The 22,354-nt window shown below is 52.0% G+C and carries 20 protein-coding genes and 2 pseudogenes; 7 read left to right on the forward strand and 15 right to left on the reverse strand.

What is annotated here, in order from left to right:
• Position 1: 1 nt before the first annotated feature.
• The 5 genes from HV037_RS20130 to HV037_RS20150 are packed head-to-tail and all read left to right on the forward strand — an operon-like array spanning position 2 to position 4,315.
• Positions 2 to 1,747: a class I mannose-6-phosphate isomerase gene (locus HV037_RS20130; protein WP_103283465.1), complete on the forward strand. Its 1,746-nt coding sequence runs from the start codon at positions 2 to 4 to the stop codon at positions 1,745 to 1,747.
• Between the two features lie 4 nt (positions 1,748 to 1,751).
• Positions 1,752 to 2,180 carry a hypothetical protein gene (locus tag HV037_RS20135; RefSeq protein ID WP_016151645.1) on the forward strand — a complete coding sequence of 143 codons (429 nt, stop codon included), beginning with the start codon at positions 1,752 to 1,754 and terminating at the stop codon, positions 2,178 to 2,180.
• Positions 2,181 to 2,191: 11 nt separating this feature from the next.
• Complete coding sequence (locus tag HV037_RS20140; RefSeq protein ID WP_103283464.1) at positions 2,192 to 2,686, forward strand: PTS sugar transporter subunit IIB; 495 nt, start codon at positions 2,192 to 2,194, stop codon at positions 2,684 to 2,686.
• A gap of 10 nt (positions 2,687 to 2,696) precedes the next feature.
• Positions 2,697 to 3,497 carry a PTS sugar transporter subunit IIC gene (locus HV037_RS20145; protein WP_016151644.1) on the forward strand — a complete coding sequence of 267 codons (801 nt, stop codon included), beginning with the start codon at positions 2,697 to 2,699 and terminating at the stop codon, positions 3,495 to 3,497.
• Positions 3,497 to 4,315, forward strand: coding sequence for a PTS system mannose/fructose/sorbose family transporter subunit IID (locus HV037_RS20150; RefSeq protein WP_016151643.1), 819 nt, complete (start codon positions 3,497 to 3,499; stop codon positions 4,313 to 4,315). Before HV037_RS20145 ends, HV037_RS20150 begins: the two co-directional genes overlap by 1 nt.
• 41 nt (positions 4,316 to 4,356) lie before the next feature.
• Here the strand turns inward: HV037_RS20150 and HV037_RS20155 are convergent, their stop codons facing one another.
• The 9 genes and pseudogenes from HV037_RS20155 to HV037_RS24695 form a co-directional block, all read right to left on the reverse strand.
• Positions 4,357 to 5,139, reverse strand: coding sequence for a glucose-6-phosphate isomerase family protein (locus HV037_RS20155; protein WP_047414458.1), 783 nt, complete (start codon positions 5,137 to 5,139; stop codon positions 4,357 to 4,359).
• Positions 5,132 to 5,695, reverse strand: a complete 564-nt coding sequence (locus HV037_RS20160; protein WP_016151641.1) for a glucose-6-phosphate isomerase family protein — start codon at positions 5,693 to 5,695, stop codon at positions 5,132 to 5,134. Before HV037_RS20160 ends, HV037_RS20155 begins: the two co-directional genes overlap by 8 nt.
• Positions 5,696 to 5,792: 97 nt before the next feature.
• A complete protein-coding gene (gene rihC / locus HV037_RS20165; RefSeq protein WP_103283463.1) occupies positions 5,793 to 6,707 on the reverse strand; it encodes a ribonucleoside hydrolase RihC in 915 nt (304 codons plus the stop codon).
• Positions 6,708 to 6,773: 66 nt separating this feature from the next.
• Positions 6,774 to 7,724: a 4-hydroxy-3-methylbut-2-enyl diphosphate reductase gene (gene ispH, locus HV037_RS20170; RefSeq protein ID WP_016155658.1), complete on the reverse strand. Its 951-nt coding sequence runs from the start codon at positions 7,722 to 7,724 to the stop codon at positions 6,774 to 6,776.
• A gap of 1 nt (position 7,725) precedes the next feature.
• Positions 7,726 to 8,175 (reverse strand): FKBP-type peptidyl-prolyl cis-trans isomerase, encoded by a 450-nt coding sequence (fkpB, locus tag HV037_RS20175; RefSeq protein WP_003018929.1) that lies wholly within the window; start codon positions 8,173 to 8,175, stop codon positions 7,726 to 7,728.
• Positions 8,176 to 8,292: 117 nt separating this feature from the next.
• Positions 8,293 to 8,790, reverse strand: coding sequence for a signal peptidase II (gene lspA / locus HV037_RS20180; protein ID WP_003018932.1), 498 nt, complete (start codon positions 8,788 to 8,790; stop codon positions 8,293 to 8,295).
• Entirely contained in the window at positions 8,790 to 11,606 is a 2,817-nt protein-coding gene (gene ileS / locus HV037_RS20185; protein ID WP_029139759.1) for an isoleucine--tRNA ligase, read from the reverse strand. The genes lspA and ileS overlap by 1 nt, the downstream gene beginning before the upstream one ends.
• A gap of 37 nt (positions 11,607 to 11,643) precedes the next feature.
• Positions 11,644 to 12,582: a bifunctional riboflavin kinase/FAD synthetase gene (gene ribF, locus HV037_RS20190; RefSeq protein ID WP_016155656.1), complete on the reverse strand. Its 939-nt coding sequence runs from the start codon at positions 12,580 to 12,582 to the stop codon at positions 11,644 to 11,646.
• 7 nt (positions 12,583 to 12,589) lie between these two features.
• Positions 12,590 to 12,805, reverse strand: a pseudogene (locus HV037_RS24695) (DUF2575 domain-containing protein).
• Positions 12,806 to 12,910: 105 nt separating this feature from the next.
• Between HV037_RS24695 and rpsT the strand changes: the two are divergent.
• On the forward strand, positions 12,911 to 13,174 hold the full coding sequence (rpsT, locus tag HV037_RS20195) for a 30S ribosomal protein S20 (RefSeq protein ID WP_003018940.1): 264 nt from the start codon (positions 12,911 to 12,913) through the stop codon (positions 13,172 to 13,174).
• Between the two features lie 68 nt (positions 13,175 to 13,242).
• Positions 13,243 to 13,520 (forward strand): annotated as a pseudogene (locus HV037_RS24700) (transposase domain-containing protein); the annotation flags it as partial.
• Between the two features lie 183 nt (positions 13,521 to 13,703).
• Here the strand turns inward: HV037_RS24700 and HV037_RS20200 are convergent.
• The 6 genes from HV037_RS20200 to dnaK form a co-directional block, all read right to left on the reverse strand.
• Complete coding sequence (locus HV037_RS20200) at positions 13,704 to 14,429, reverse strand: winged helix-turn-helix domain-containing protein (RefSeq protein ID WP_016155655.1); 726 nt, start codon at positions 14,427 to 14,429, stop codon at positions 13,704 to 13,706.
• Between the two features lie 258 nt (positions 14,430 to 14,687).
• Entirely contained in the window at positions 14,688 to 16,169 is a 1,482-nt protein-coding gene (locus HV037_RS20205) for a glycosyl hydrolase family 18 protein (RefSeq protein WP_019078334.1), read from the reverse strand.
• Positions 16,170 to 16,525: 356 nt separating this feature from the next.
• Positions 16,526 to 17,425, reverse strand: coding sequence for a transcriptional activator NhaR (nhaR, locus tag HV037_RS20210; protein ID WP_016155652.1), 900 nt, complete (start codon positions 17,423 to 17,425; stop codon positions 16,526 to 16,528).
• Between the two features lie 38 nt (positions 17,426 to 17,463).
• Positions 17,464 to 18,630 carry a Na+/H+ antiporter NhaA gene (gene nhaA / locus HV037_RS20215; protein WP_019078332.1) on the reverse strand — a complete coding sequence of 389 codons (1,167 nt, stop codon included), beginning with the start codon at positions 18,628 to 18,630 and terminating at the stop codon, positions 17,464 to 17,466.
• 209 nt (positions 18,631 to 18,839) lie between these two features.
• A complete protein-coding gene (gene dnaJ, locus HV037_RS20220; protein ID WP_008786151.1) occupies positions 18,840 to 19,973 on the reverse strand; it encodes a molecular chaperone DnaJ in 1,134 nt (377 codons plus the stop codon).
• 85 nt (positions 19,974 to 20,058) lie between these two features.
• Positions 20,059 to 21,981: a molecular chaperone DnaK gene (gene dnaK / locus HV037_RS20225; protein WP_016151634.1), complete on the reverse strand. Its 1,923-nt coding sequence runs from the start codon at positions 21,979 to 21,981 to the stop codon at positions 20,059 to 20,061.
• Positions 21,982 to 22,354 lie beyond the last annotated feature (373 nt).

Consider the following 22,354-nt stretch of genomic DNA (forward strand, 5'->3'; position numbering starts at 1 on the left):
TATGCGTACAACCTATAATAAATTCCCTGAGGTTAACGTTCAGGGCTATGACAACCACGCCTGGCAGGGTTGGTCGTCAATTCATTCAGTGCTTAACACCAGGGTTTCTACCGCCGCCAAAACCGTATTGATCGTGGATTGCTATCCGGGCGTGCGGCTTGACGAGCTGGAGCAACAGCTTGTTACGACATTAGATACCGCACTGGTGCTGAATATTGAATCCGCCCGCCGCGATGAGCAGGCCCTGCATGATTTACTGGCGCGTAACCTTACCGACGATCGCGTATTCGGCGTTCTCTCCTGTCATCACCTGGATGAATTTTTTGATAGCGACAAACTCAGCCAACTCCGCCAACAGATTGATGCCGTTACCTCAGGGCTGGTTGTCGTGTACGGCTCAGGCGCTGCGCTGGCACACCCTGGTGACGTACTGGTTTATGCCGATCTTCCGCGCTGGGAAATTCAACAGCGTATGCGTCATAACGGGCTGGGTAACTGGGGTGCAGAAAACCAGGATGAAGATATTCTTCGTCGTTACAAACGTGCTTTTTTCATTGAATGGCGGGTATTCGACAAACATAAAACGCCGTTACTCAAACGCGCCGATTATTTGCTCGATACCACGGTAGAAAATAGTCCCGCGATGGTCAGCGGCGACGCGTTACGCGCCGGTCTGCAACAAACCACCGAACAACCGTTTCGCGTTGCCCCTTTCTTTGACCCAGGCGTCTGGGGCGGGCAATGGATGAAACAACGCTTCGATCTCGATCCCTCAGCCCCCAATTACGCGTGGTGTTTTGATTGCGTGCCCGAGGAAAACAGCCTGTTACTGCGTTTTGGCAACGTGCGGATCGAGATCCCCTCTCAGGATCTGGTGCTGACCTGTCCCCGCCCCCTGCTGGGTGAAAAAGTTCACGCACGCTTTGGCGCGGAATTCCCGATCCGTTTTGACTTGCTCGACACTATTGGCGGCCAGAATTTGAGCTTTCAGGTTCATCCGCTCACTGAGTACATTCAACAGCAGTTTGGTATGCACTATACCCAGGATGAGAGCTATTACATTCTCGAAGCCGAGCCGGACGCCGTGGTGTATCTCGGGACCAAAACCGGGATCGCACCGCAGGATATGCTCGACGACCTCCGGGCCGCGGGTCGTGGCGAAAAAACCTTTGATGATGAACGATTCGTTAACCAGATCCCCGCACATAAACACGATCACTTCCTGATCCCCGCCGGAACCGTACACTGCTCGGGTGCAGGAACCATGGTGCTGGAGATCAGCGCAACGCCCTATATCTTCACCTTCAAGCTGTGGGATTGGGGCCGCTTAGGGTTAGACGGCTTACCGCGTCCGGTGCATCTGGATCACGGTCAGCAGGTTATTGACTGGCAGCGCGACACGCAATGGGTGCACGACAACCTCGTCAACCGTATTGAACCCCTGGCTGAAGGAGAGGGTTGGCGGGAAGAAAGAACCGGAATGCACGAACGCGAATTTATCGAAACGCGTCGCCATTGGTTTACGGCACCGGTCACTCACCATACCCATGGCGGCGTCAACGTCCTGAACCTGGTCGAAGGTGCGCAGGCCGTTGTTGAAAGCCCGAGCGGTGCGTTTCCCCCGTTTATCGTCAACTATGCAGAGACCTTTATCATCCCCGCCGCCGTCGGAGAATATCGTATTTCGCCGTTTGGCAAAGGCATCGGTCAACAGCTCGCCACGATTAAAGCCTGGGTTAGAGGATAAGCGCATGATTAACGTAATTGTTGCCACCCATGGTCCCCTGGCGGACGCGCTTCTCGCCAGCGGTCGTATGGTTTATGGAGAATTACCGCATGTTTACCCCGTCACGCTGAGTGAACAGGCAGGTATCGAAGGGTTTAAAGAGACGTTCTCTCAGGTTCTCACCAGTGCCGGAAAAGACGCTGACGGCGTACTGGTGCTGTGTGACATGCAAAGCGGTACGCCGTGGAATGTCGCCTGCCATCATGCTTTTTCTTCACAAACGGTTCCTCCCGTTGCCGTCGTAGCGGGGGTCAATTTCCCGATGCTGTTACAAAGCGAGGAGATTTGCCATTTAACGGATGTTCACGCCGCAGCCGTCGAGCTGTTGGCGCTGACGATACCCACGCTGATTAAAGCCGCCCCGGTTTTATCCGTTCAGTCCGACGATTTTTAAAGGAAAACACTATGAGTATTTCTTTTGTACGTATCGATGACCGCGTAATCCATGGGCAGCTCGTGACACGTTGGGCCAAAGAGCTGCCCTGTGATGGGATCGTCGCTATAGACGACGCCGTCGCGGCCGACCCTTTGCTCTCTTCGGTGATGAAAGGCGCCGTACAGGACACCAAAGTTTGGTTGTTTGATACGGCCACCGCGATTGAAAAATTGCCAAAAGTCATTGCCAGCGAGAAACGTTATTTCGTCATTGGCAAATCACCCGTCACGCTCAAACGCATTGAAGAAGCAGGTATCAGCCTGAAAAATTCCAACGGCAAGATTAATGTGGGTCCGATGAGCGCGCGTGCTGATACCACCACCATCGGCCCGAATCAGTCGGTCAACGGGGATGAAATTGCCGCCTTTGACTGGCTGACGCAACATGGGCACCTGGTTGAGTTTCGCCTGGTTCCTGATGCCAGTTGCTACAGCTGGCAGGACGCACGTCAGAAGCTGAAATAAGGAGCGCACGATGATTATCGAAGCTACGTTGATTGGCATACTTTGCTATCTCGGCGCCCTCAGCAGTCCCTGGCTTCTGGGGCTGACCGGCGGCTGGTATCTGATCACCCGCCCGCTGATTTCTGGAATGCTGGTCGGGATTATTCTCGGCGACATTAAAACCGGGATCATGATTGGCGTCGCGGTTCAGGCGGTATATATCGCGATGGTAACGCCTGGCGGTTCGATGCCGGCCGATCTCAACTTTGTCGCTTACCCCGCAATCGCTTTAGGGATCCTTTCAGGAAAAGGCCCCGAGGTCGCGGTCGCGCTAGCGGCGACCATCGGTATCGCCGGAACCATTTTGTTTAACGCGATGATGGTACTGAACTCTTTCTGGAATCACCGGGCAGATGTGGCGCTGGAACGGGGTGACGAACGCGGTATTTACCTGAACAGCGCCATCTGGCCACAGGTGACAAACTTTGTCCTGCGTTTTGTTCCAACTTTTATTGCGGTTTACTTCGGCGCGCAATATATCAGCGGTTTTATGGACAGCTTGCCGAAAATAGTTCTGTCAACGATGAACGTACTGGGCGGCATTTTACCCGCCGTCGGGATCGCGATTTTGCTGAAGCAGATCATCAAAAACTACACCATGCTGATCTACTTCCTCGTCGGTTTTGTCTGCATCGTATTTTTAAAACTCAACATGGTCGCGCTGGTGATCGTCGGTTCGCTGTTGGCGTTGATCCATTACAACTACAAACCGGAACCGCCGCAGGCCGCGAATGCAAAGTCGGTAGCCGATGATGATGAGGATGAATTCTGATGGAAGAACGTACACTTACGCGTAAAGATCTTCGCCGCTGCTGGCGCGCATGGATGATGCACAACTTATCATCGATGAGTTTTGAACGTCTGGAATCTTTTGGCTTTTGTCTGAGTATGCTTCCGGTGGCGAAAAAGCTCTATCCTGACGCAGCCCAACGTACTGAAATGCTGCGCCGTCATGCCTCATTCTATAATACGGAACCCCAGATAGGCGCGATCGTAAACGGTATGGTGCTGGGGCTGGAGGAGAAAAAAGCGAACGGTGAGCCGATCGATGGGGAGACCATCAATACCCTGAAGGTTGGCCTGATGGGCCCTATTGCCGGGATCGGCGATTCAATGATCCCTGGCATGCTGATCCCTATCCTGCTCAGCATCGGCATGGCCCTGGCGGCCGGCGGTAACATTCTGGGGCCGCTGTTTTATACCGTTGCCTGGCTGGCCATCATCATTCCCGGTTCGTGGTTCTTGTTCCTGAAAGGCTACAAAATGGGTTCTGGCTCGGTGGAAATGCTGGTGAGCAGCAAGTCTGCCCGTCTGCGTGAAGCGTTATCGCTGCTGGGTGTGTTTGTCATGGGGGGTGTAGCGGCCAGCTACGTTAAACTTGGCACCGGACTGGAGTTTATTACCAAAGATGGGGTGAATATCCATGTTCAACAGATGCTGGACGGTATCTTCCCGCAGTTACTGCCGCTGATTGTGGTGCTTGGTACCTGGTATCTGATGGCCAAGCGCGGTGTATCACCAGTGAAAGCGATGATTTTACTGTTGATACTGGCCGCCCTCGGCGTTGCCACGGGCCTGTTTGCGGGATAACACACAGAAAACGGTACAACCGGGGCTATTCCCCGGTTTTTTTATGGATGAAAGTTTTGCCATAGCTCGGGGTGCTTGTCCGGGCGTGAGATAAACTGGAAACGCGCCGGGTCCTCGATGAATTGTTGATAAACAGGTGCGGAGGTAATCGAGAATTCCGTATATTGTCTGGGCGTAACGGCCTGCAGTCGTCCAGGGATGTAACGCGGATTATGCTGCCAGATAACGTTGTTGCCCTGCAGCAGCGGATACCATGCCAGTCCTTTATGCGCACGCACGGCGTCGTACTCAAAACCATATTCACGATCGCACCACGCGCCAAAGGTTAACGGTACATCCGGGTCTGCGGATATAGTCGCATGCCCCCAACCGGGTGGTACCAACACTTTCTCACCGGGTCCGGCAATTACAGCAAAACAGCGGCCTGGGTCATCCTCAACATATTCCTGCATATAAATGATCGCTTTTCCCTGCCAGATTTCATAAAGCTCCGGCGGAGACCAGCCGCTGTGCTGACTAATACGATGAATATGTCCCTGACTACGCACCGGCTCTTCTCCCAACCGTCCCGCCGCATAGGTCACCACGCCAAACAACAGCATCCGCTTCTTCAACTCTTCGCGATCCTGCATTCGCGCCACATCCATCGCTATGGCATACACCTCTTGCGGCCCTTCACAGTGCGGATCGCGCAGCGAGGCGCGAATCTGGTCAAGTTGACGAATCTCCGGCATCGGCCCGGTAACCTCATCCCCATAGCTAAAACCAAGCGGATGATGATGGACCGTCATATCCAGGCCGTAAGAATGCGCTAAGTCACCCATTCTGTACCTCCTTCGCCTGAACCGTCTTATTTTCCTCAAAGACCCTTATTCTGAAGCCGCTGGCGAGCGCTGCATAATCATGACCCGCAATCCCTGGCCATACGGCGAGCGCCGACAGAACCTCTTCCCCGGTGTTGATTAACCGATGCGCGGTAAAGCCGGGGATAATGTGGACAGATCCCGCGAATACTTTTTCCAGCCTCGCGTCGCCCTGCTCAGTTTGCAACAGCAGCAAACCGGTGCCACGCAGACCAAAATAGACTTCCCCCTGTTCGCGGCGCGCATGGAAATGCCCGCGAGTCATAAAATACTCACAGCCGACCCGGCCAGGGTAAAGATGGGTAACACCGGTGTAGAGTTCACCTTCAGCGGGAGAGGTATCCAGCATCTCGACGTCATACACGACCTGCTCGCCAGCCAGCTGTTGACGGGCGTGTTCATCGGCAAAAACGTCTGGAAGATCCTCAATACGGGTGGATTTACGCAATAACAGGCCATCAGCTAAAGCGCCGCTTGCCCACGCCACCTGCGGTGGCTGGATAAAAGAAAGGTTCATATGTGTCTCCGGCCCGAGGAGAACAACAGGATCAGATTAGCAGATTAATCGATTAACCTGCTATCGCTATCTGCATATTGCGGGCCGGATCACAGCCTCAAGGTGCCAGCGTCAGTACCTCTGCCACCCACTGCTGGAACCCCTCAACGTCCAGCCCCAGCGCGACCAGGGCATTTGCCGGATGCCCTAGACGTCCTTCAATGTCCACCACCGTCGTACCCGAGGTATATTCACCCTGGGTTTCAACCGCCACGAAGCACGGCTGCAGGGTAAACAGTTCCGGGCGCACCAGCCAGGCAATAGCGCACAGGTCGTGCATTCGTAGCCCCGTATTCATACTGCCGCTACGGTAATGGCTAAACAGCGCGTGCAGCATTTTTCCCGTCTGGTTAAGCTGCGGCAACGTCGCCAGATAGTCAGGGGTGAGCATGGCCTGATTAGTGACATCCAGCCCGCACATCACAATCTCCAGCCCGCTCTGGAAGACTTTTGCGGCTGCCTCGGGATCAATAGCAATATTAAACTCGGCGTTTGGCGTGAAGTTCCCGCGCCCGGCAGAACCGCCCATAATCACCAGACGGTGAATGTTGAATATGCATTCAGGATAATGAGTCAGCAGCAGTGCAATGTTGGTCAGAGGGCCAATTGCCACCAGCGTCACAGGCTGCGGAGCATTCATCAACGCATCGCGAATAGCCTGGAAGGCGGGTTTTGCCATCACCTGGCGGTCGTGTTCGACAAATTCATACCCTTCCATACCTGATTCACCGTGTACGAAAGCGGCATCTCGTAGCGGTCTCACCAGCGGCATCGATGCCCCCTGCGCCAGTGGAATATCCGCATTCCAGAAGTGCAGCAGTTGCAATGCATTACGGGTGGTTTTTTCCACCGACACATTACCTGCTACCGTGGTCATCAGTTGCAGATCCAGCTCAGGGGCAAACAGCGCGGCGGCAATAGCGGCAGCATCATCAATGCCGGGATCGGTATCAAGAATGATCGGTAAGCGCATGGTTTCTCCATAAAAAAATGCCAGACGTTAAGTCTGGCATCTTCTCATAATCGTAACCGGAAAGACTTACTCTACTTCACGAACATCCACACGCAGCTCTTTCGGTACTTCGAAAACGATGTTTTCTTCACGCCCTGCCAGCGGAATAGCTTCCCCACCGCCAAGCTCCTGCAGGCGAGCAATCACGTTTTGCACCAGGATATCAGGCGCCGAGGCACCGGCCGTCACGCCCACGCACCTGGCTTCTTTCACCCACGCTTCCTGGATATCGGTCGCATCGTCAATCAGATACGCCGCTTTCCCCATTCGTTGGGCCAGTTCAGCCAGACGGTTGGAGTTAGAAGAGTTTTTCGAGCCGACCACCAGCACAACATCGGCCTGCTCCGCCAGCGCACGGACCGCTTCCTGACGGTTGGTCGTGGCATAACAGATATCGTCTTTGCGCGGCCCGACAATTTTCGGGAAACGGCTTCGCAACGCGTCAATGACGTCAGAGGTGTCATCAACGGAGAGAGTAGTCTGCGTCATGAAGGACAATTTGCCTTCATTTTTTACATTCAGTTTCAGCACATCTTCAGGTGATTCGACCAGATACATTCCCCCCTGCGGGTTACTGTACTGGCCCATCGTGCCTTCAACTTCCGGATGCCCGGCGTGACCAATTAAAATTGATTCTTCACCGCGACGGCTGGCGCGGGCAACTTCCATATGCACTTTCGTTACCAGCGGGCAGGTCGCATCAAAAACCGTGAGGTCGCGGCCTTTGGCTTCGTTACGCACCGCCTGAGACACGCCATGAGCGGAGAAAATCAGGATCGCGCCATCCGGTACTTCGCTGATTTGCTCAATAAAAATAGCGCCGCGCTCGCGCAGGCTATCCACCACATAGCGGTTATGCACCACTTCATGACGGACATAAATCGGTGCGCCGTAAATAGCCAGCGCGTTTTCCACAATGCTGATAGCGCGGTCTACGCCAGCGCAAAAACCGCGCGGGTTGGCCAACAGGATCTGCATTTTACGCCTCCAGTGCCGGTTCGACTTCCAGCACTTCAATATCAAAATGAACGGTATGCCCGGCCAGCGGATGGTTGAAATCAACCGTGATCGAGTCACCATTGATTTCGCGGATCACACCAGGCATCTCACTGCCGTCCATTGCGGTAAAGAGCATGATAGCGCCAATTTCTGGCTCGCCCGCGTCCATAAATTCCCGACGCGAGAAATACTGAATTAAGTCCGGGCTTGACACGCCGAAGGCGGCATCCGGCTCCAGAGCAAAAGTGGTTTTATCACCTTCTTTTAACCCCAGCAGGTGTTGTTCCAGTCCTTCAGACAGAGAACCGTCGCCCAGGCGAAACAGCGCAGGCTTGCCGTTATTGCGGGTTGACTCTGCGGTGGAGCCATCGTCGAGCTTAAGGGTGAAGTGCACCAGCACCGCACTGTTACTCTGTACTGATTTAGACATGCAGGTTGCTCTTTAAAATTGCTGCCGCCTGTTTGCCCGATAGCGCTACGCTTACCGGGCCTACAAGGATCGCAGTATATTGTAGGCCGGATTAGCATAGCGCCATCCGGCATTTTTTTATGCGGCTTTTTTCTCTTTCGACGGTAAGAAGCCTTCGAGGACAATCAATGCCGCACCGATACAGATCGCCGTATCAGCAAGGTTGAATGTCGCGAAATGCCAGTCACCGACGTAAAAGTCAATCATATCAACCACGAAGCCGTGCCACAGGCGGTCGAACAGGTTGCCCAGCGCACCGCCAATGATTAACGCATACGCGATGTTGTTCAGCTTCTGCGTCGCCTTCGAGCGATACATCATCACCATCAGGATAACGCAGATACCAATGGCGATACCGGCAAAGAACCAACGTTGCCAGCCACCGCTGTCGGCTAAGAAGCTAAACGCCGCACCATAGTTACGCGCATAGTGCAGATTAAGCGACGGGAACAGCGACACCGTATCCCCCAGAGCAAAGTTCTGGAGGATCAGGTATTTGCTGCCTAAATCGATAATCAGCACGACTACCACCAGCCACAGCCAGCGTAGTCCTGTTGAACATAGAGGCTTACTCATCAGGCAAACTTACGTTGTTCGCCATCACCGGCGATGTTGCTGACACAGCGTCCGCAGATATCTGCATGTTCCGCCACCTGGCCGACATCGGTAGTGTAATGCCAGCAGCGCGGACATTTCTCACCTTCGGCTTTGCTCAGTACGATTTTCAGACCTTTAAGCAGTTCGCTCTGCTGAGCGTCAGCAGGAGCCGCTGCATAATCCGCAACCGTCGCACCGGAGGTCAGCAAAACAAAGCGCAACTCTTCGCCCAGCGCGGTCAGTTTCGCCGCCAGCTCTGGTTCAGCGTACAGAGTAACCGCCGCTTCCAGCGAACCACCGACTTTCTTATCCGCACGCGCCTGCTCGATGACCTTGTTCACTTCGCCGCGCACTTTCAGCAACTCGTCCCAGTAGGCATCGTTCATCGCTTCGGTTTCGCCTAAGCCAAACAGACCTTCGTACCATTCGCCGGTAAAGACGTACTTCTCACGATCGCCCGGCAGGTAACCCCAGATTTCATCGGCGGTGAAGGACATGATCGGCGCCATCCAGCGTACCAGTGCTTCTGCAATATGGAACAGCGCAGTCTGGCAACTACGACGCGCCACACTGTCCGCTTTCGCGGTGTACTGACGGTCTTTGATGATGTCGAGGTAGAACGAACCCATTTCTACGGAGCAGAAGCGCATCAGGCGCTGTACTACTTCGTGGAAGTCATAGGCTTCATAAGCTTTCAGGATCTCTTCCTGCGCCGCTTGTGCACAACCTACCGCCCAGCGATCCAGCACCACCATCTCTTCCGGTTTCACCATATCTTTTACCGGATCGAACCCGTTCAGGTTCGCCAGCAGGAAGCGTGCGGTGTTACGGATACGACGATAGCTGTCGGCAGCACGTTTCAGGATTTCGTCAGAAACAGCCATTTCGCCGGTATAGTCGGTAGAAGCGACCCACAGACGCAGAATATCCGCGCCCAGTTTGTTCATTACGTCCTGCGGGCTTACGGTGTTACCGATAGACTTGGACATTTTACGACCCTGACCATCAACGGTGAAACCGTGGGTCAGTACCTGACGGTATGGCGCTTTGCCCTTCATTGCAGTGGAGATCATCAGAGAAGACATGAACCAGCCGCGGTGCTGGTCAGAACCTTCCAGATACATATCTGCCGCATGGCCTGCAAACTCAGGACGCACGTCCACAACGGATGAGTGGGTTGAACCGGAGTCGAACCACACGTCCAGCGTATCCGGGACTTTGACATACTGGTCAGCTTCATCGCCAAGGATATCTTTCGGGTCGAGATCCCACCACGCCTGGATGCCGTCAACTTCAACGCGTTTGGCCACTTCTTCCATCAGTTCGATAGCACGCGGATGCAGCTCTTCGGTGTCTTTGTGAACAAACAGAGACATCGGCACACCCCACGTACGCTGACGGGAGATACACCAGTCAGGACGGTTGGCAACCATCGATTCAATACGTGCCTGGCCCCAATCCGGGATCCATTGCACGCCTTTGATCTCTTTAAGCGACTGCGCGCGCAGACCTTTCTGATCCATGCTGACGAACCACTGCGGAGTCGCACGAAAGATGATCGGCGATTTGTGGCGCCAGCAGCACGGGTAGCTGTGCTGCATCTTCTCAACGTGCAGCAGAGCGCCTTTATCGCTCAGCAGCGCAACGATTTTGTCGTTGGCTTTAAAGACGTTCACACCGTCCAGATCCGGATAGGTACCCGCCAGATATGCGCCGTCCGGGCCAACCGGGTTAGCGATTTCCAGACCGTATTTCTGGCTAATGACGTAGTCATCCGGACCGTGGCCGCCGGCGGTATGGACCGCGCCGGTACCCGCATCCAGCGTAACGTGATCGCCAAGAATAGCCGGCACGTCAAAGCCCATAAACGGATGGGTAAAGCGCAGCAGTTCCAGCTCGGCGCCTTTTACGGTGCCCAGAATAGTGTATTCAGCCGCACCAATACGCTGCATGACGCTTTCAACCAGATCCTTCGCCAGAATCACAGCCTGCCCGTCAATCTGCACCAGCGCATAGTCAAAATCAGGCGCCAGAGAGATTGCGCGGTTCGCCGGTAACGTCCACGGGGTGGTAGTCCAGATAACCAGTGAGATCGGGCCATTGATGTCAGAAACGCCAAATTTCGCTTTTACCGCGTCCTGATCGGCGGCGTGGAACGCAACGTCGATGGACGGGGAGGTTTTGTCATAATACTCAACTTCCGCTTCCGCCAGCGCGGAACGGCAATCAACGCACCAGTGCACCGGCTTCGCACCTTTGTGCAGGTGACCGTTGCCGATGATTTTACCCAGCGCACGAATGATGTTGGCTTCAGTTTTGAAGTCCATGGTCAGGTACGGATGCGACCAGTCGCCCAGCACGCCAAGACGGATAAAGTCTTTACGCTGACCGTCAACCTGCGTCGCTGCGTATTCACGGCATTTGGCGCGGAACTCAGCGGCGGTGAACTTCTCGCCCGGCTTGCCGTATTCCTGCTCTACTTTCAGCTCGATAGGCAGACCGTGGCAGTCCCAGCCCGGAACGTAAGGCGAGTCGAATCCCGTGAGTCCTTTGGACTTCACGATAATGTCTTTCAGAATCTTGTTAACCGAGTGACCAATATGAATGCTGCCATTCGCATAAGGAGGGCCATCATGCAGAATGAAGGTTTTTTTGCCTTTTTTGGCCGCACGAATGATGCCGTACAGGTCATCATCAGTCCAACGCGCCAGCATTCCCGGTTCACGCTTGGCGAGATCGCCGCGCATTGGGAACCCTGTTTCCGGCAAATTCAGGGTTGATTTATAGTCACTCATCAGATTCTCGGTTCCGTATTTAAAACTCGTATAGGCATTAAGCCGGTTTTGTTAGCCCAAAAAATTCACGGGCAGTCAACTCATCACGCGCAATCTGCGCTTTTAGTTCATCCAGCGAGGCAAATCGCTGTTCGCTGCGTATTTTTTTACGCAGTACTACATCTATATGGCGACCATACAGGTCCATTACAACGTCCAATAGATGCACTTCCAACTGTTGGCGTACGCCTGCTACCGTCGGGCGTGTGCCGATGTTGGCGACGCCGGGGAAAGGTTTGTCACCCAGCCCCATTACTTCAACCGCATAAACCCCTTTCACCGGAGAAACCTGGCGACGAAGCGGTAAGTTTGCCGTCGGAAAACCGATAGTGCGCCCTAACTCGTCACCGTGAACTACGCGTCCTGAGATAGTAAAAGGATGCCCAAGCAGGCTTTCAGCCAGTTGCAGGTTATCTTCCGCCAGCGCCTGACGTACCGCGGTGCTGCTGATGCGCACACCGCCTTCACAGAAGGTTTGGGTGCTGGTGATATCAAAACCATACTCAGCGCCCGCTTCCTGTAATAACAAGAAATCGCCCGCACGGCTAGCGCCAAAGCGGAAATCATCACCAACGGCAAGAAATTGTACACCAAGGCGCTTCACCAGCAGATCGCTGATAAAGGTCTGCGCCGTTAATGCCGCGAAGCGCCTGTCAAAACGCACGCACAGCACGTAATCAACGCCGCACTCCGCCAGATAACGCAGTTTTTCCCGCAGGCGGGTGAGGCGCGCAGGTGACTTGTCCGTCGCAAACAGCTCCAACGGCTGCGGCTCGAAAATCATCACCATCACCGGTAAATTGCGTTTGCGCCCTTCTTCCCGTAAGCCCTGCAGCAACGCACGATGGCCACGGTGCACGCCGTCGAAATTACCAATAGTCAGCACACACCCATGCGGGGCCTGACTGAGATTATGTATGCCTCGTATCAGCTTCATGTCTGGCTCAAAACAGTGAAAATCGTGAAAGTATACCCTGTACCGCGTTCAACGTTAACCGGCGATTGTTTCTACGAAACAGAAAGAGGATGGTTTTCATCGTTATGAAACAAATTGACGCCCTTCACGGGCACACCAATGCAATTTTTCTCGTGGAAAGGCTGTATTCACGCCCCGCAAGCTGGTAGAATCCTGCGCCATCACTACGCAACGAGTGCTGCAATTTAAACGGCGCTTATTTGCACAAATCCATTGACAAAAGAAGGCTAAAAGGGCATATTCCTCGGCCTTTGAATTGTCCATATAGAACACATTTGGGAGTTGGACCTTGGCTAATATCAAATCAGCTAAGAAGCGCGCCGTTCAGTCTGAAAAGGCCCGCAAGCACAACGCTAGCCGTCGCTCTATGATGCGTACTTTCATCAAGAAAGTATACGCAGCTATCGAAGCTGGCGACAAAGCTACTGCACTGAAAGCATTTAACGAAATGCAACCGATCGTGGACCGTCAGGCTGCTAAAGGTCTGATCCACAAAAACAAAGCTGCACGTCATAAAGCAAACCTGACTGCACAGATCAACAAACTGGCTTAATCGCCTGCTTGTTGTTGCTTTGTGAAAAAACCCGCGTAAGCGTAGCATAATAAGCCCCATCATTTTTGATGGGGCTTTTTCATACTTTCAACCTGTCGCTATGCGATACAACCTGGGCTGAACCCGAATCTCTTTCCTCTTTTCGGCACTCAATACCTCCTGAATGTCTCTCAGGTCCTTCGCTCCACAGATAAAGCCAGTATCAGAAAGCATAAACTCTCCGCGGAACTCGTTATCTGGTTATCTGGTTAATTATCGGAATGGGCTTCATTATGATCTCTACATCACCGATGCGGTGACAAAACTCGAGCTTGTTCTGGATGGCTCTCTGGCTGCCAGCTCTATTAATCAGACCTGCTGGAAATTCCGTGATGAACCACCTGAGGCATTATTTCATCTAACCGGCTCATCACTGGACGCATCATCTTGCCGAACGACGGTTAACCGAGCTTTTCGGTGGCAAGATGACGCTCTCGCCTTATCCACCAAACGCATAATAAACTTAAGTTGCATTACGTAACGAAAAATATCATGAAGTCACTTTTTTACATATATATTCATGATTTTTGCAATTTTCGCTTGTATCGTACTTATTGCACTGGCACAGGATAAACCCTTTTTGTCCATGACTATCTTTTCCCGTTTCAGGATTTAAATACAAGTTTTTTCCGCCATTATGAAGACGTAACTCTTCCCTGTAGAAAAACACTGTCAGGAGTACTAATACTGTAGTCAATACAAATGTCAGGAACGCTAAAATAACCCTCGCCTTATGCAGGGAGAGATTAACGGCAACGTCTGTTTTTTTGCCTTCGGTTTTTTTCTGAATTTCATAATGGGCACTGAGAATATCAGTGTCAGAAGGACAGGAAAATACCTCAGTGGCAGCAGGTTCATTTTTTTCAGCGCCTAATTCAGCAACCGGTGTAACGCTATAGGCCGGATTGATCTGGTAGCCCAGTCGGGGATGGGTAACGATTAAATCCGTCATCTCTATATCCCGCAAATCCCGCCGCAAGGCATAAATCGTCTGCAATAACGTACTATCGCTGGCGAATAAACCAAATTGTCCCCATACCTCATCGCAAATTTGCTTTTTTGTCGTTATATCTTGTTGGGTATGTGAGATGAGACATTTCAAACAGCGACCTTTCACGCCGGATAAATGAATACTTTCCCCATCCTTAAGATGATGAAGAACCATTTCACTTGTATCAAACAATAAATCATTTCCAATCATGAATGATGTAACCATTTGAAAATCCATTAACTATTGAGATGCGTTATTTTAGTACCAAAAATAATCATCTAACTGAGAGAATTGTCAAACCTGATGTAAAAAACCATAAAAAAATCTAAAAATAAGAAGGCAATGTCATAAAATGTAATATAAATTTACTTATTCAATCCAAAATAATAATTCACCTGATACACAATATTTATTTACTTATCTATGTTTTTTACACGATTGAGACAGCCGAAAATGTCCCCCTTTACAGGGGGACATGAGCGCTTACTTCGTAATACCTTTAAAATAGAACGGTCTCATATCAACAGTTTGCCGCGTCATTTCGCAGCCCAGCCCTTCGCGAGCCGCATTCACCAGCGGACCGCGATCCAAATCCGCCGTCCAGGTAAACAGGCCACCCAGGCCGCGGGATTTTACGTACTCGGCTTTGGCCTTCACGGTGCGCGGGGTATCCAGCGACATAAAGACTTTAGACTGTGGGTTATACAGGAAATCCGCATCCGCCACTTCATCGGTGTAAACAATAAAATTATTGCGACCGGTCTGGTTTTCCAGATCAAGATAATTTGCGATATGGTCGTACCATTCCGTTGAGCCGGATTCAAATGTTCCGACCGTCGTGCCGTATCCTGGCGTGTAAGTTCCTTTCAGCGGAGATACGCTCTGGATCGTCGCATCATGAGCATTACGGCTATAACCGGCATAACCGATAAAGACCTGTTTAAGCGGCACCCCAATCGACTCCAGATAATTAACGGCGGTCTCTACGCTCCAGTTATTCGCGCTGCCATTCGGGTAGAGATTGGTATGATGCGCCAGCTCGGTAGCCCACGGCGTACCAAAGAAGTCGTAGGTCATTAAATTAATGCCCCAGACCCCCGCATCAATGAGCGCTGGAATATTGGCTTTTTTCAGTTTCTCGATGTCACCAGCCGCGGCAACGCTAATTTTCACATCACTGCGATTGATTTTATTCAGCGCGGCTTTCACATCCTTAATCAAGGCAGCAAAATTTGGTGCGTCAGTATCATCGTAGGTATTACCGGTATTTCCCGGTGCCCCCGGATATTCCCAATCCAGATCGATTTCGCTAAACATCGGGAATCGGGTGAACAGATCGGTCAGGCCGTCGCAGAATAGCGCGCGTTTATGTGGATCTTTAGCCATAAAGTGGAACGCTTGGCTCATGGTCCAGCCGCCGATACTCATTGAAAGATGGAGATTCGGGTTCTTTTTCTGTACATCGCGTAACCCCCCCAGAACGCCCTGTGCATCGTACTGATGGAAAAGCGCCATGTAATCATTGCTTACCCAGCCCGCAAAGCCGCAGTTGCGATAGGAGGCAACATCTCCCCAAGCATCGACAAAAGTGGGTTGCCATTGCGTACGCTGGAAGTCGACTGCGGCATTGTTGATGGTCGTCGCTTTCTCGCCGGTATCGCCGACAATCCCGCAGAAACCCAGCGTAATTTTATCGTAAGCAAAGGGGTCTAATAACGCCAGGTCAACGCCGCGCCCACAGCTGGAAGGCGCGAAATCACCATCGAGACGGCCGTCATATTGCGACCAGTCAGTCCAGTAACCGGACACTTTAAACTCGTTGGGCTTGTACTCGTTATAGGCTACCTTCGCAACACGCGCCGATGTATAGCTAAACTCATTGGTTTCCGTGGCCGCCACAAATCCGTTCTGCTCGTACTCTTTTGTACTGAGCGAATCATTTTGTACCAGTTTGCTGTTAGTCATAATGCTTACCTCGTTAATGAGTCATAGAAGAAATAGTTTGTCCCATCCGTCCGGTGGGACACCTATGTAATGCTCCCATTATGCGAGGGGTGCTAATCACAAACGCTTTGAAACCATGAGATATCGATTTGATGAGATCTCATTTTCTGTATAAAACAGGTTATGAGATAGGGTAAGAAGCGAGCTGGAGGGTCTCAGAAAATCTCTTTCTGTTTGATTTGCTACATCTTTTGCGTCGGTGCATCCACTTTGCTCAGCACTCACCAGTGACCCTGCCACAAGGTGGCAGGGTGCAGTGTACCGACTGGCCGAGTAACCCCCCCCCCACAATATGAAGTATGACGAGTGCGCCTTGATTATTTACCCGCAGAAATAAATAGTGCCGAGTAATCAGTATTGCAAATACGCTGCACCGCTGGATGCTGGATCATTCTTTCCGCAAATATGGCGTGATACTCCTCCATCACATTCTCTACGCGTCCAATTTCAACAATTGAATCATCGGCATAGAAATTGTGGGAATAAAGCGTAGGCGCAACAAAAATAGCATTATGCGTTGCGCCGAACGCTTTCATCAGCGCGGCGTCATCAAACTCACCAAGGATTTCAACGTTCAGCCCTTGGGAGTTAATCCAGTTCAGCAGCTTACGCCCGAGCATCGAACGGCGCCCAGGGATCAGCAATCGACGCTCTTCGAGGCAGGCCGGAAATGGTTTCTCAGGCAATGGCTGGGTGCACCAAAAGCTCACGCTGCATTCGCCAATCCGCACTGAGAACAACCCTTCCTGCTGCGTAGAATCGATCGGGCAGTCGGAGATAATCATATCCAGTTTATGCTGGCTGAGCTGATCAAGCAGCATCTCGTGCGTTGATTCAAAACAACGCAGATGGATTTGTTCATCTTCAACGACTGCGGCATTCAGCACGCTGCTGACCAGCTGTTTGGACAACGCATCCGCCACGCCGACATCGAACAGTAAATTCGACTCTTTGCGGTAGTTCACGATATCCAGCATTTCCTGGCTTAGCGTGAACATCTTATCCGCATAACGAAAAACCAATTCGCCTAATTCGCTGGGCTCCAGTCCACGCCCCTTCCGCTTGAACAACTTTCCCTGTAAGCGTTCCTCAAGCGCTTTAATCTGCCCGGTAATGGTCTGCGGTGTCAGATAAAGCGCCTCTGCTGCACCAACCACCGATCCTTCTTTATAGACATGCCAAAAGTAGTACAGGTGGTTGTAGTTTATATGAGACATACTCTCTCCCTGAAAATTGTCACGAAAGGGTTATCCCGTCAGGCTGCTGCGTTCAACCGGGTACGTAACCAGCAGTAACCTATTACCGCCGACAGCAAAGAACCGATCAGGATCCCCAGTTTCGCCCAGTTAATCAGCTCAGGATCGACGGTCCCAAACGCCAGGCTGGCGATGAAAATCGACATCGTAAAGCCAATGCCGCACAGAATGCCGACCGCCATAATTTGCTGGAAATTCGTTCCCTCCGGCAATTGCGCCACCCTGAAGCGTAACGCCAGCCAGCAAAAGAGGCTTATACCCAGTGGTTTCCCGATTAACAGGCCAGCAATGATCCCCAGCGGTAACACCGAGGTCAGTCCATCAATGGTGACGCCCTGCAGTGAGACACCCGCGTTAGCGAAGGCAAACAACGGTAGGATCAGATATGCCACCCACGGGTGCAGAACATGCTCCAGACGCTTCGCCGGTGAACGCCCGTGTTTTTCCTTCAACGGAATGAAGAAACCGACGATCACACCCGCCAGAGTTGCATGCACGCCAGACTTCAGTACGGCCGTCCACAGCACTACACCAACCAGAATATAAATACCGGTACGTCTTACACCGCACAGATTCAATGCTGCCAGGACAAGGATCGCGCACGCGGCAACGCCCAGCGACAGCAGCGAGAGATCGCTGGTGTAGAACAACGCGATGATCACAATAGCGCCGAGGTCATCGATTATCGCCAGCGCCATCAGGAAGATTTTCAACGCCAGCGGGACACGGCTGCCCAACAGCGCCAGCACGCCTAATGCAAAAGCGATATCCGTTGCCGCCGGGATCGCCCAACCCTCACGGGTGATAGGGTCAGCATAGTTGAATGCCAGATACAGCAGCGCCGGGACAATCATGCCCCCGATAGCGGCAATGATCGGAAACGCCGCCTGGCGCAGACTGGCCAGCGAACCTTGCATTAACTCACGCTTCACTTCCAAACCGATCAACAGGAAGAACACCGCCATCAACGCGTCATTGATCCACAGCAGCATATTTTTGTTGATCTCAAGCGCGCCAACCCGCAGTTGAACGGGCGTTTCCAGAAAGGCGTGGTACCATCCACTGGTAACCCCGATATTTGCCATCAGCATAGCAACCACGGCAGCGATGATCAGAATGATGCCCCCCGAGGCGTCACTACTAAAAAAACGATGCAGATGTTTCACTTTTATTCTCTCTATTGGGTGAATACTTCGTAAATACTATCTTACACCTTCAGAAAGCTCGTTAAAATTAGATTATTCATGATGAATGGTTCGGTTTTAACGAACCATTAAAATAAAGTCGTTCAGGATTTTCCGAACGGAAAACAGAAATAAAAAAGCCTGAAACTTTTCAGTCCCAGGCTTTTTATCAAAGATTATTGAGTCGAGAATTAGCGCGTCAAATCGTCAAAAAATTTCTTCACACCGTCGAAGAAGCTTTTAGAGCGCGGACTGTTTTGCTCGCCGGTCGGGCCGCCAAAGCTGTCCTGCAGATCTTTCAGCAACTGCTTCTGCTTGTCGTTGAGGCCTACCGGGGTTTCAACCACTACACGGCACAGCAGATCGCCCTGTGCGCCGCCGCGTACTGACTTAACGCCTTTACCACGCATGCGGAACAGTTTGCCGGTCTGCGTTTCGCCCGGGATTTTTAACTTCACGCGACCATCCAGCGTCGGCACTTCAATCTCGCCGCCCAGCGCTGCCATCGCAAAGTTAATCGGCACTTCGCAGTACAGGTTATTGCCTTCACGTTCGAAAATTGGGTGCTGTTTTACCTGCACCTGAACGTACAAATCGCCTGCTGGCGCGCCATGTTCACCGGCTTCACCTTCACCCGCTAAACGAATACGGTCGCCAGTATCAACCCCAGCCGGGATCTTAACGGACAGCGTTTTGCTCTTCTCAACACGACCATGACCATGGCATTTGTTGCACGGGTCTTTAATCAACGTACCGCGGCCCTGACAGTGTGGACAGGTCTGCTGTACGGCAAAAAAGCCCTGACGCATCTGCACCTGACCAGAACCGTGACAGGTTGGACAGGTCTGGGGTTGCGTGCCCGCCTTCGCACCGCTGCCGTGGCAAACATCACACTCTTCCAGCGTCGGAATACGGATCTCTTTGGTGACGCCACGCACGGCTTCTTCCAGAGTGAGATCCATGTTGTAACGTAAATCAGCACCACGTGAGGCGCGCTGACGACCGCGACCGCCGCCAAAGATATCGCCAAACACGTCACCAAAGATATCGCTGAAGTCGGCCCCGCCGCCAAAACCGCCGCCGCCGCCCATACCGCCTTGCTCAAACGCTGCATGGCCGTACTGATCATAAGCCGCACGTTTTTGCGCATCGGTGAGGATCTCGTACGCTTCTTTGATCTCTTTAAACTTGGCTTCGGCCTCTTTATCACCCTGGTTGCGGTCCGGGTGATATTTCATGGCCAGGCGCTTGTAGGCCTTTTTGATTTCACGCTCTTCCGCTGATTTGGAAACGCCTAAAATCTCGTAATAGTCTTGCTTAGCCATCTCTTTTTATCTGCCCCTAACATGCGTGCACGGGCGGAGAGGAAACCTCTTCGCCCGTGCCAGTAATTACCCGTTCAAAGGGCGATTATTTTTTGTCTTTCACTTCTTCAAACTCAGCGTCGACAACGTCGTCATCTTTCGCGTTGTTTGCAGAAGCATCAGCACCTGCTGCGCCAGCCTGCTGCTGTGCGTGCTGCTGCTGAGCGATTTCCATCAGTTTCTGGGAAACCTGTGCCAGCGCCTGCATTTTCGCTTCGATATCCGCTTTGTCTTCGCCTTTCAGAGAAGTTTCCAGCGCGGTCAGTGCAGACTCGATGGCAGTTTTGTCATCAGCCGGCAGTTTGTCGCCTGCTTCTTCAACCTGCTTGCGAGTGCTGTGCAGCAGATGGTCACCCTGGTTACGGGTCTGAACCAGCTCTTCAAACTTACGGTCAGATTCTGCGTTCGCTTCTGCTTCACGAACCATTTTCTGAATTTCTTCTTCGTTCAGACCAGAAGAAGCCTTGATGGTGATCTTCTGCTCTTTACCGCTATTTTTGTCTTTCGCGGAAACGTGCAGGATACCGTCGGCATCGATGTCAAAAGTAACTTCGATCTGCGGCATACCGCGCGGAGCCGGGCTGATGCCATCCAGGTTAAATTGACCCAGATCTTTGTTATCAGCGGCACGTTTACGTTCACCCTGCAGCACGTGGATGGTTACCGCAGACTGGTTGTCTTCAGCGGTAGAGAACACCTGGCTGTGCTTGGTCGGGATAGTGGTGTTTTTCGCGATCAGTGCAGTCATCACGCCACCCATGGTTTCGATACCCAGAGACAGCGGGGTAACGTCCAGCAGCAGCACGTCTTTCACATCACCGGTCAATACACCACCCTGAACGGCAGCACCGATTGCCACAGCTTCGTCCGGGTTAACGTCTTTACGCGGCTCTTTACCGAAGAACTCAGCAACTTTCTTCTGTACCATCGGCATACGAGTCTGACCACCGACCAGGATAACGTCCTGAACGTCGGAAACAGACAGACCAGCATCCTGCAGAGCAACTTTCAGCGGCTCGATAGAACGGTTAACCAGGTCTTCAACCAGGCTTTCCAGTTTCGCACGGGTCACCTTGATGTTCATGTGTTTCGGACCAGTCGCGTCTGCAGTGATGTACGGCAGGTTCACGTCGGTCTGCTGAGCGGAAGACAGTTCGATCTTCGCTTTCTCAGCGGCTTCTTTCAGACGCTGCATCGCCAGCGGGTCGTTACGCAGGTCGATACCCTGATCTTTCTTAAATTCGTCAACCAGGTAGTTGATCATACGGCTATCGAAGTCTTCACCACCCAGATGGGTATCACCGTTGGTTGCCAGAACTTCGAAGGTTTTTTCACCGTCAACTTCGTCGATTTCGATAATAGAGATATCGAAAGTACCACCACCCAGGTCATAAACCGCGATAGTACGGTTGCCGACTTCTTTATCCAGACCGTAAGCCAGTGCAGCTGCGGTTGGTTCGTTGATGATACGTTTTACTTCCAGACCTGCGATACGGCCGGCGTCTTTGGTTGCCTGACGCTGAGCATCGTTAAAATATGCAGGTACGGTGATAACTGCTTCAGTTACCGGTTCACCCAAGTAATCTTCAGCCGTTTTCTTCATTTTTTTCAGCACTTCAGCAGAAATCTGCGGCGGTGCCATTTTCTGACCTTTTACGTCAATCCATGCATCACCGTTGTCAGCACCGATGATTTTGTACGGCATGATGGCTTCATCACGCTGCACTTCTTCGTCCTGGAAGCGGCGGCCAATCAGGCGTTTAATCGCAAACAGGGTGTTTTGCGGGTTTGTCACTGCCTGACGTTTAGCCGGCTGACCAACCAGAGTTTCACCATCCTGGGTATAAGCAATGATAGAAGGCGTGGTGCGATCGCCCTCGGCGTTCTCCAGCACACGTGCAGTAGTGCCATCCATAATCGCTACACAAGAGTTGGTAGTACCCAGGTCGATACCAATAATTTTACCCATCTAAACGTCTCCACTAAAAATTCGGTCATCATGTGGTTGTGAATCTGTAATAAGGGCGAAACGTGCGGTTTCAACTACCCTGAATCGTTTTTTTTCAGACTCACCACTGCGGTTGTCTACAAGATGGGGTCGTAACCCACGTCATCAAGGGGGGCATGAAAAATTTTTTTAGCCTTGTGGCAATAAATTCGCAGAAAAAAGGCAAAAAGAGATAAAAATGAATAGTCGCCAACCAGAATTAATTCATACAACCAATTAAATCAGGAAAGCCATTCACATGAAAATAGCAATAAAAAGAAAAGATTACGAGCATGAATCGTTTTTATGACGACGGTAATATGGTCTGAAGTCACACACTTTTGCAGCCGTCAAA

The sequence above is a fragment of the Citrobacter sp. RHBSTW-00017 genome, from assembly GCF_013797615.1.
GTDB classification, from domain to species: Bacteria; Pseudomonadota; Gammaproteobacteria; order Enterobacterales; family Enterobacteriaceae; genus Citrobacter; species Citrobacter braakii.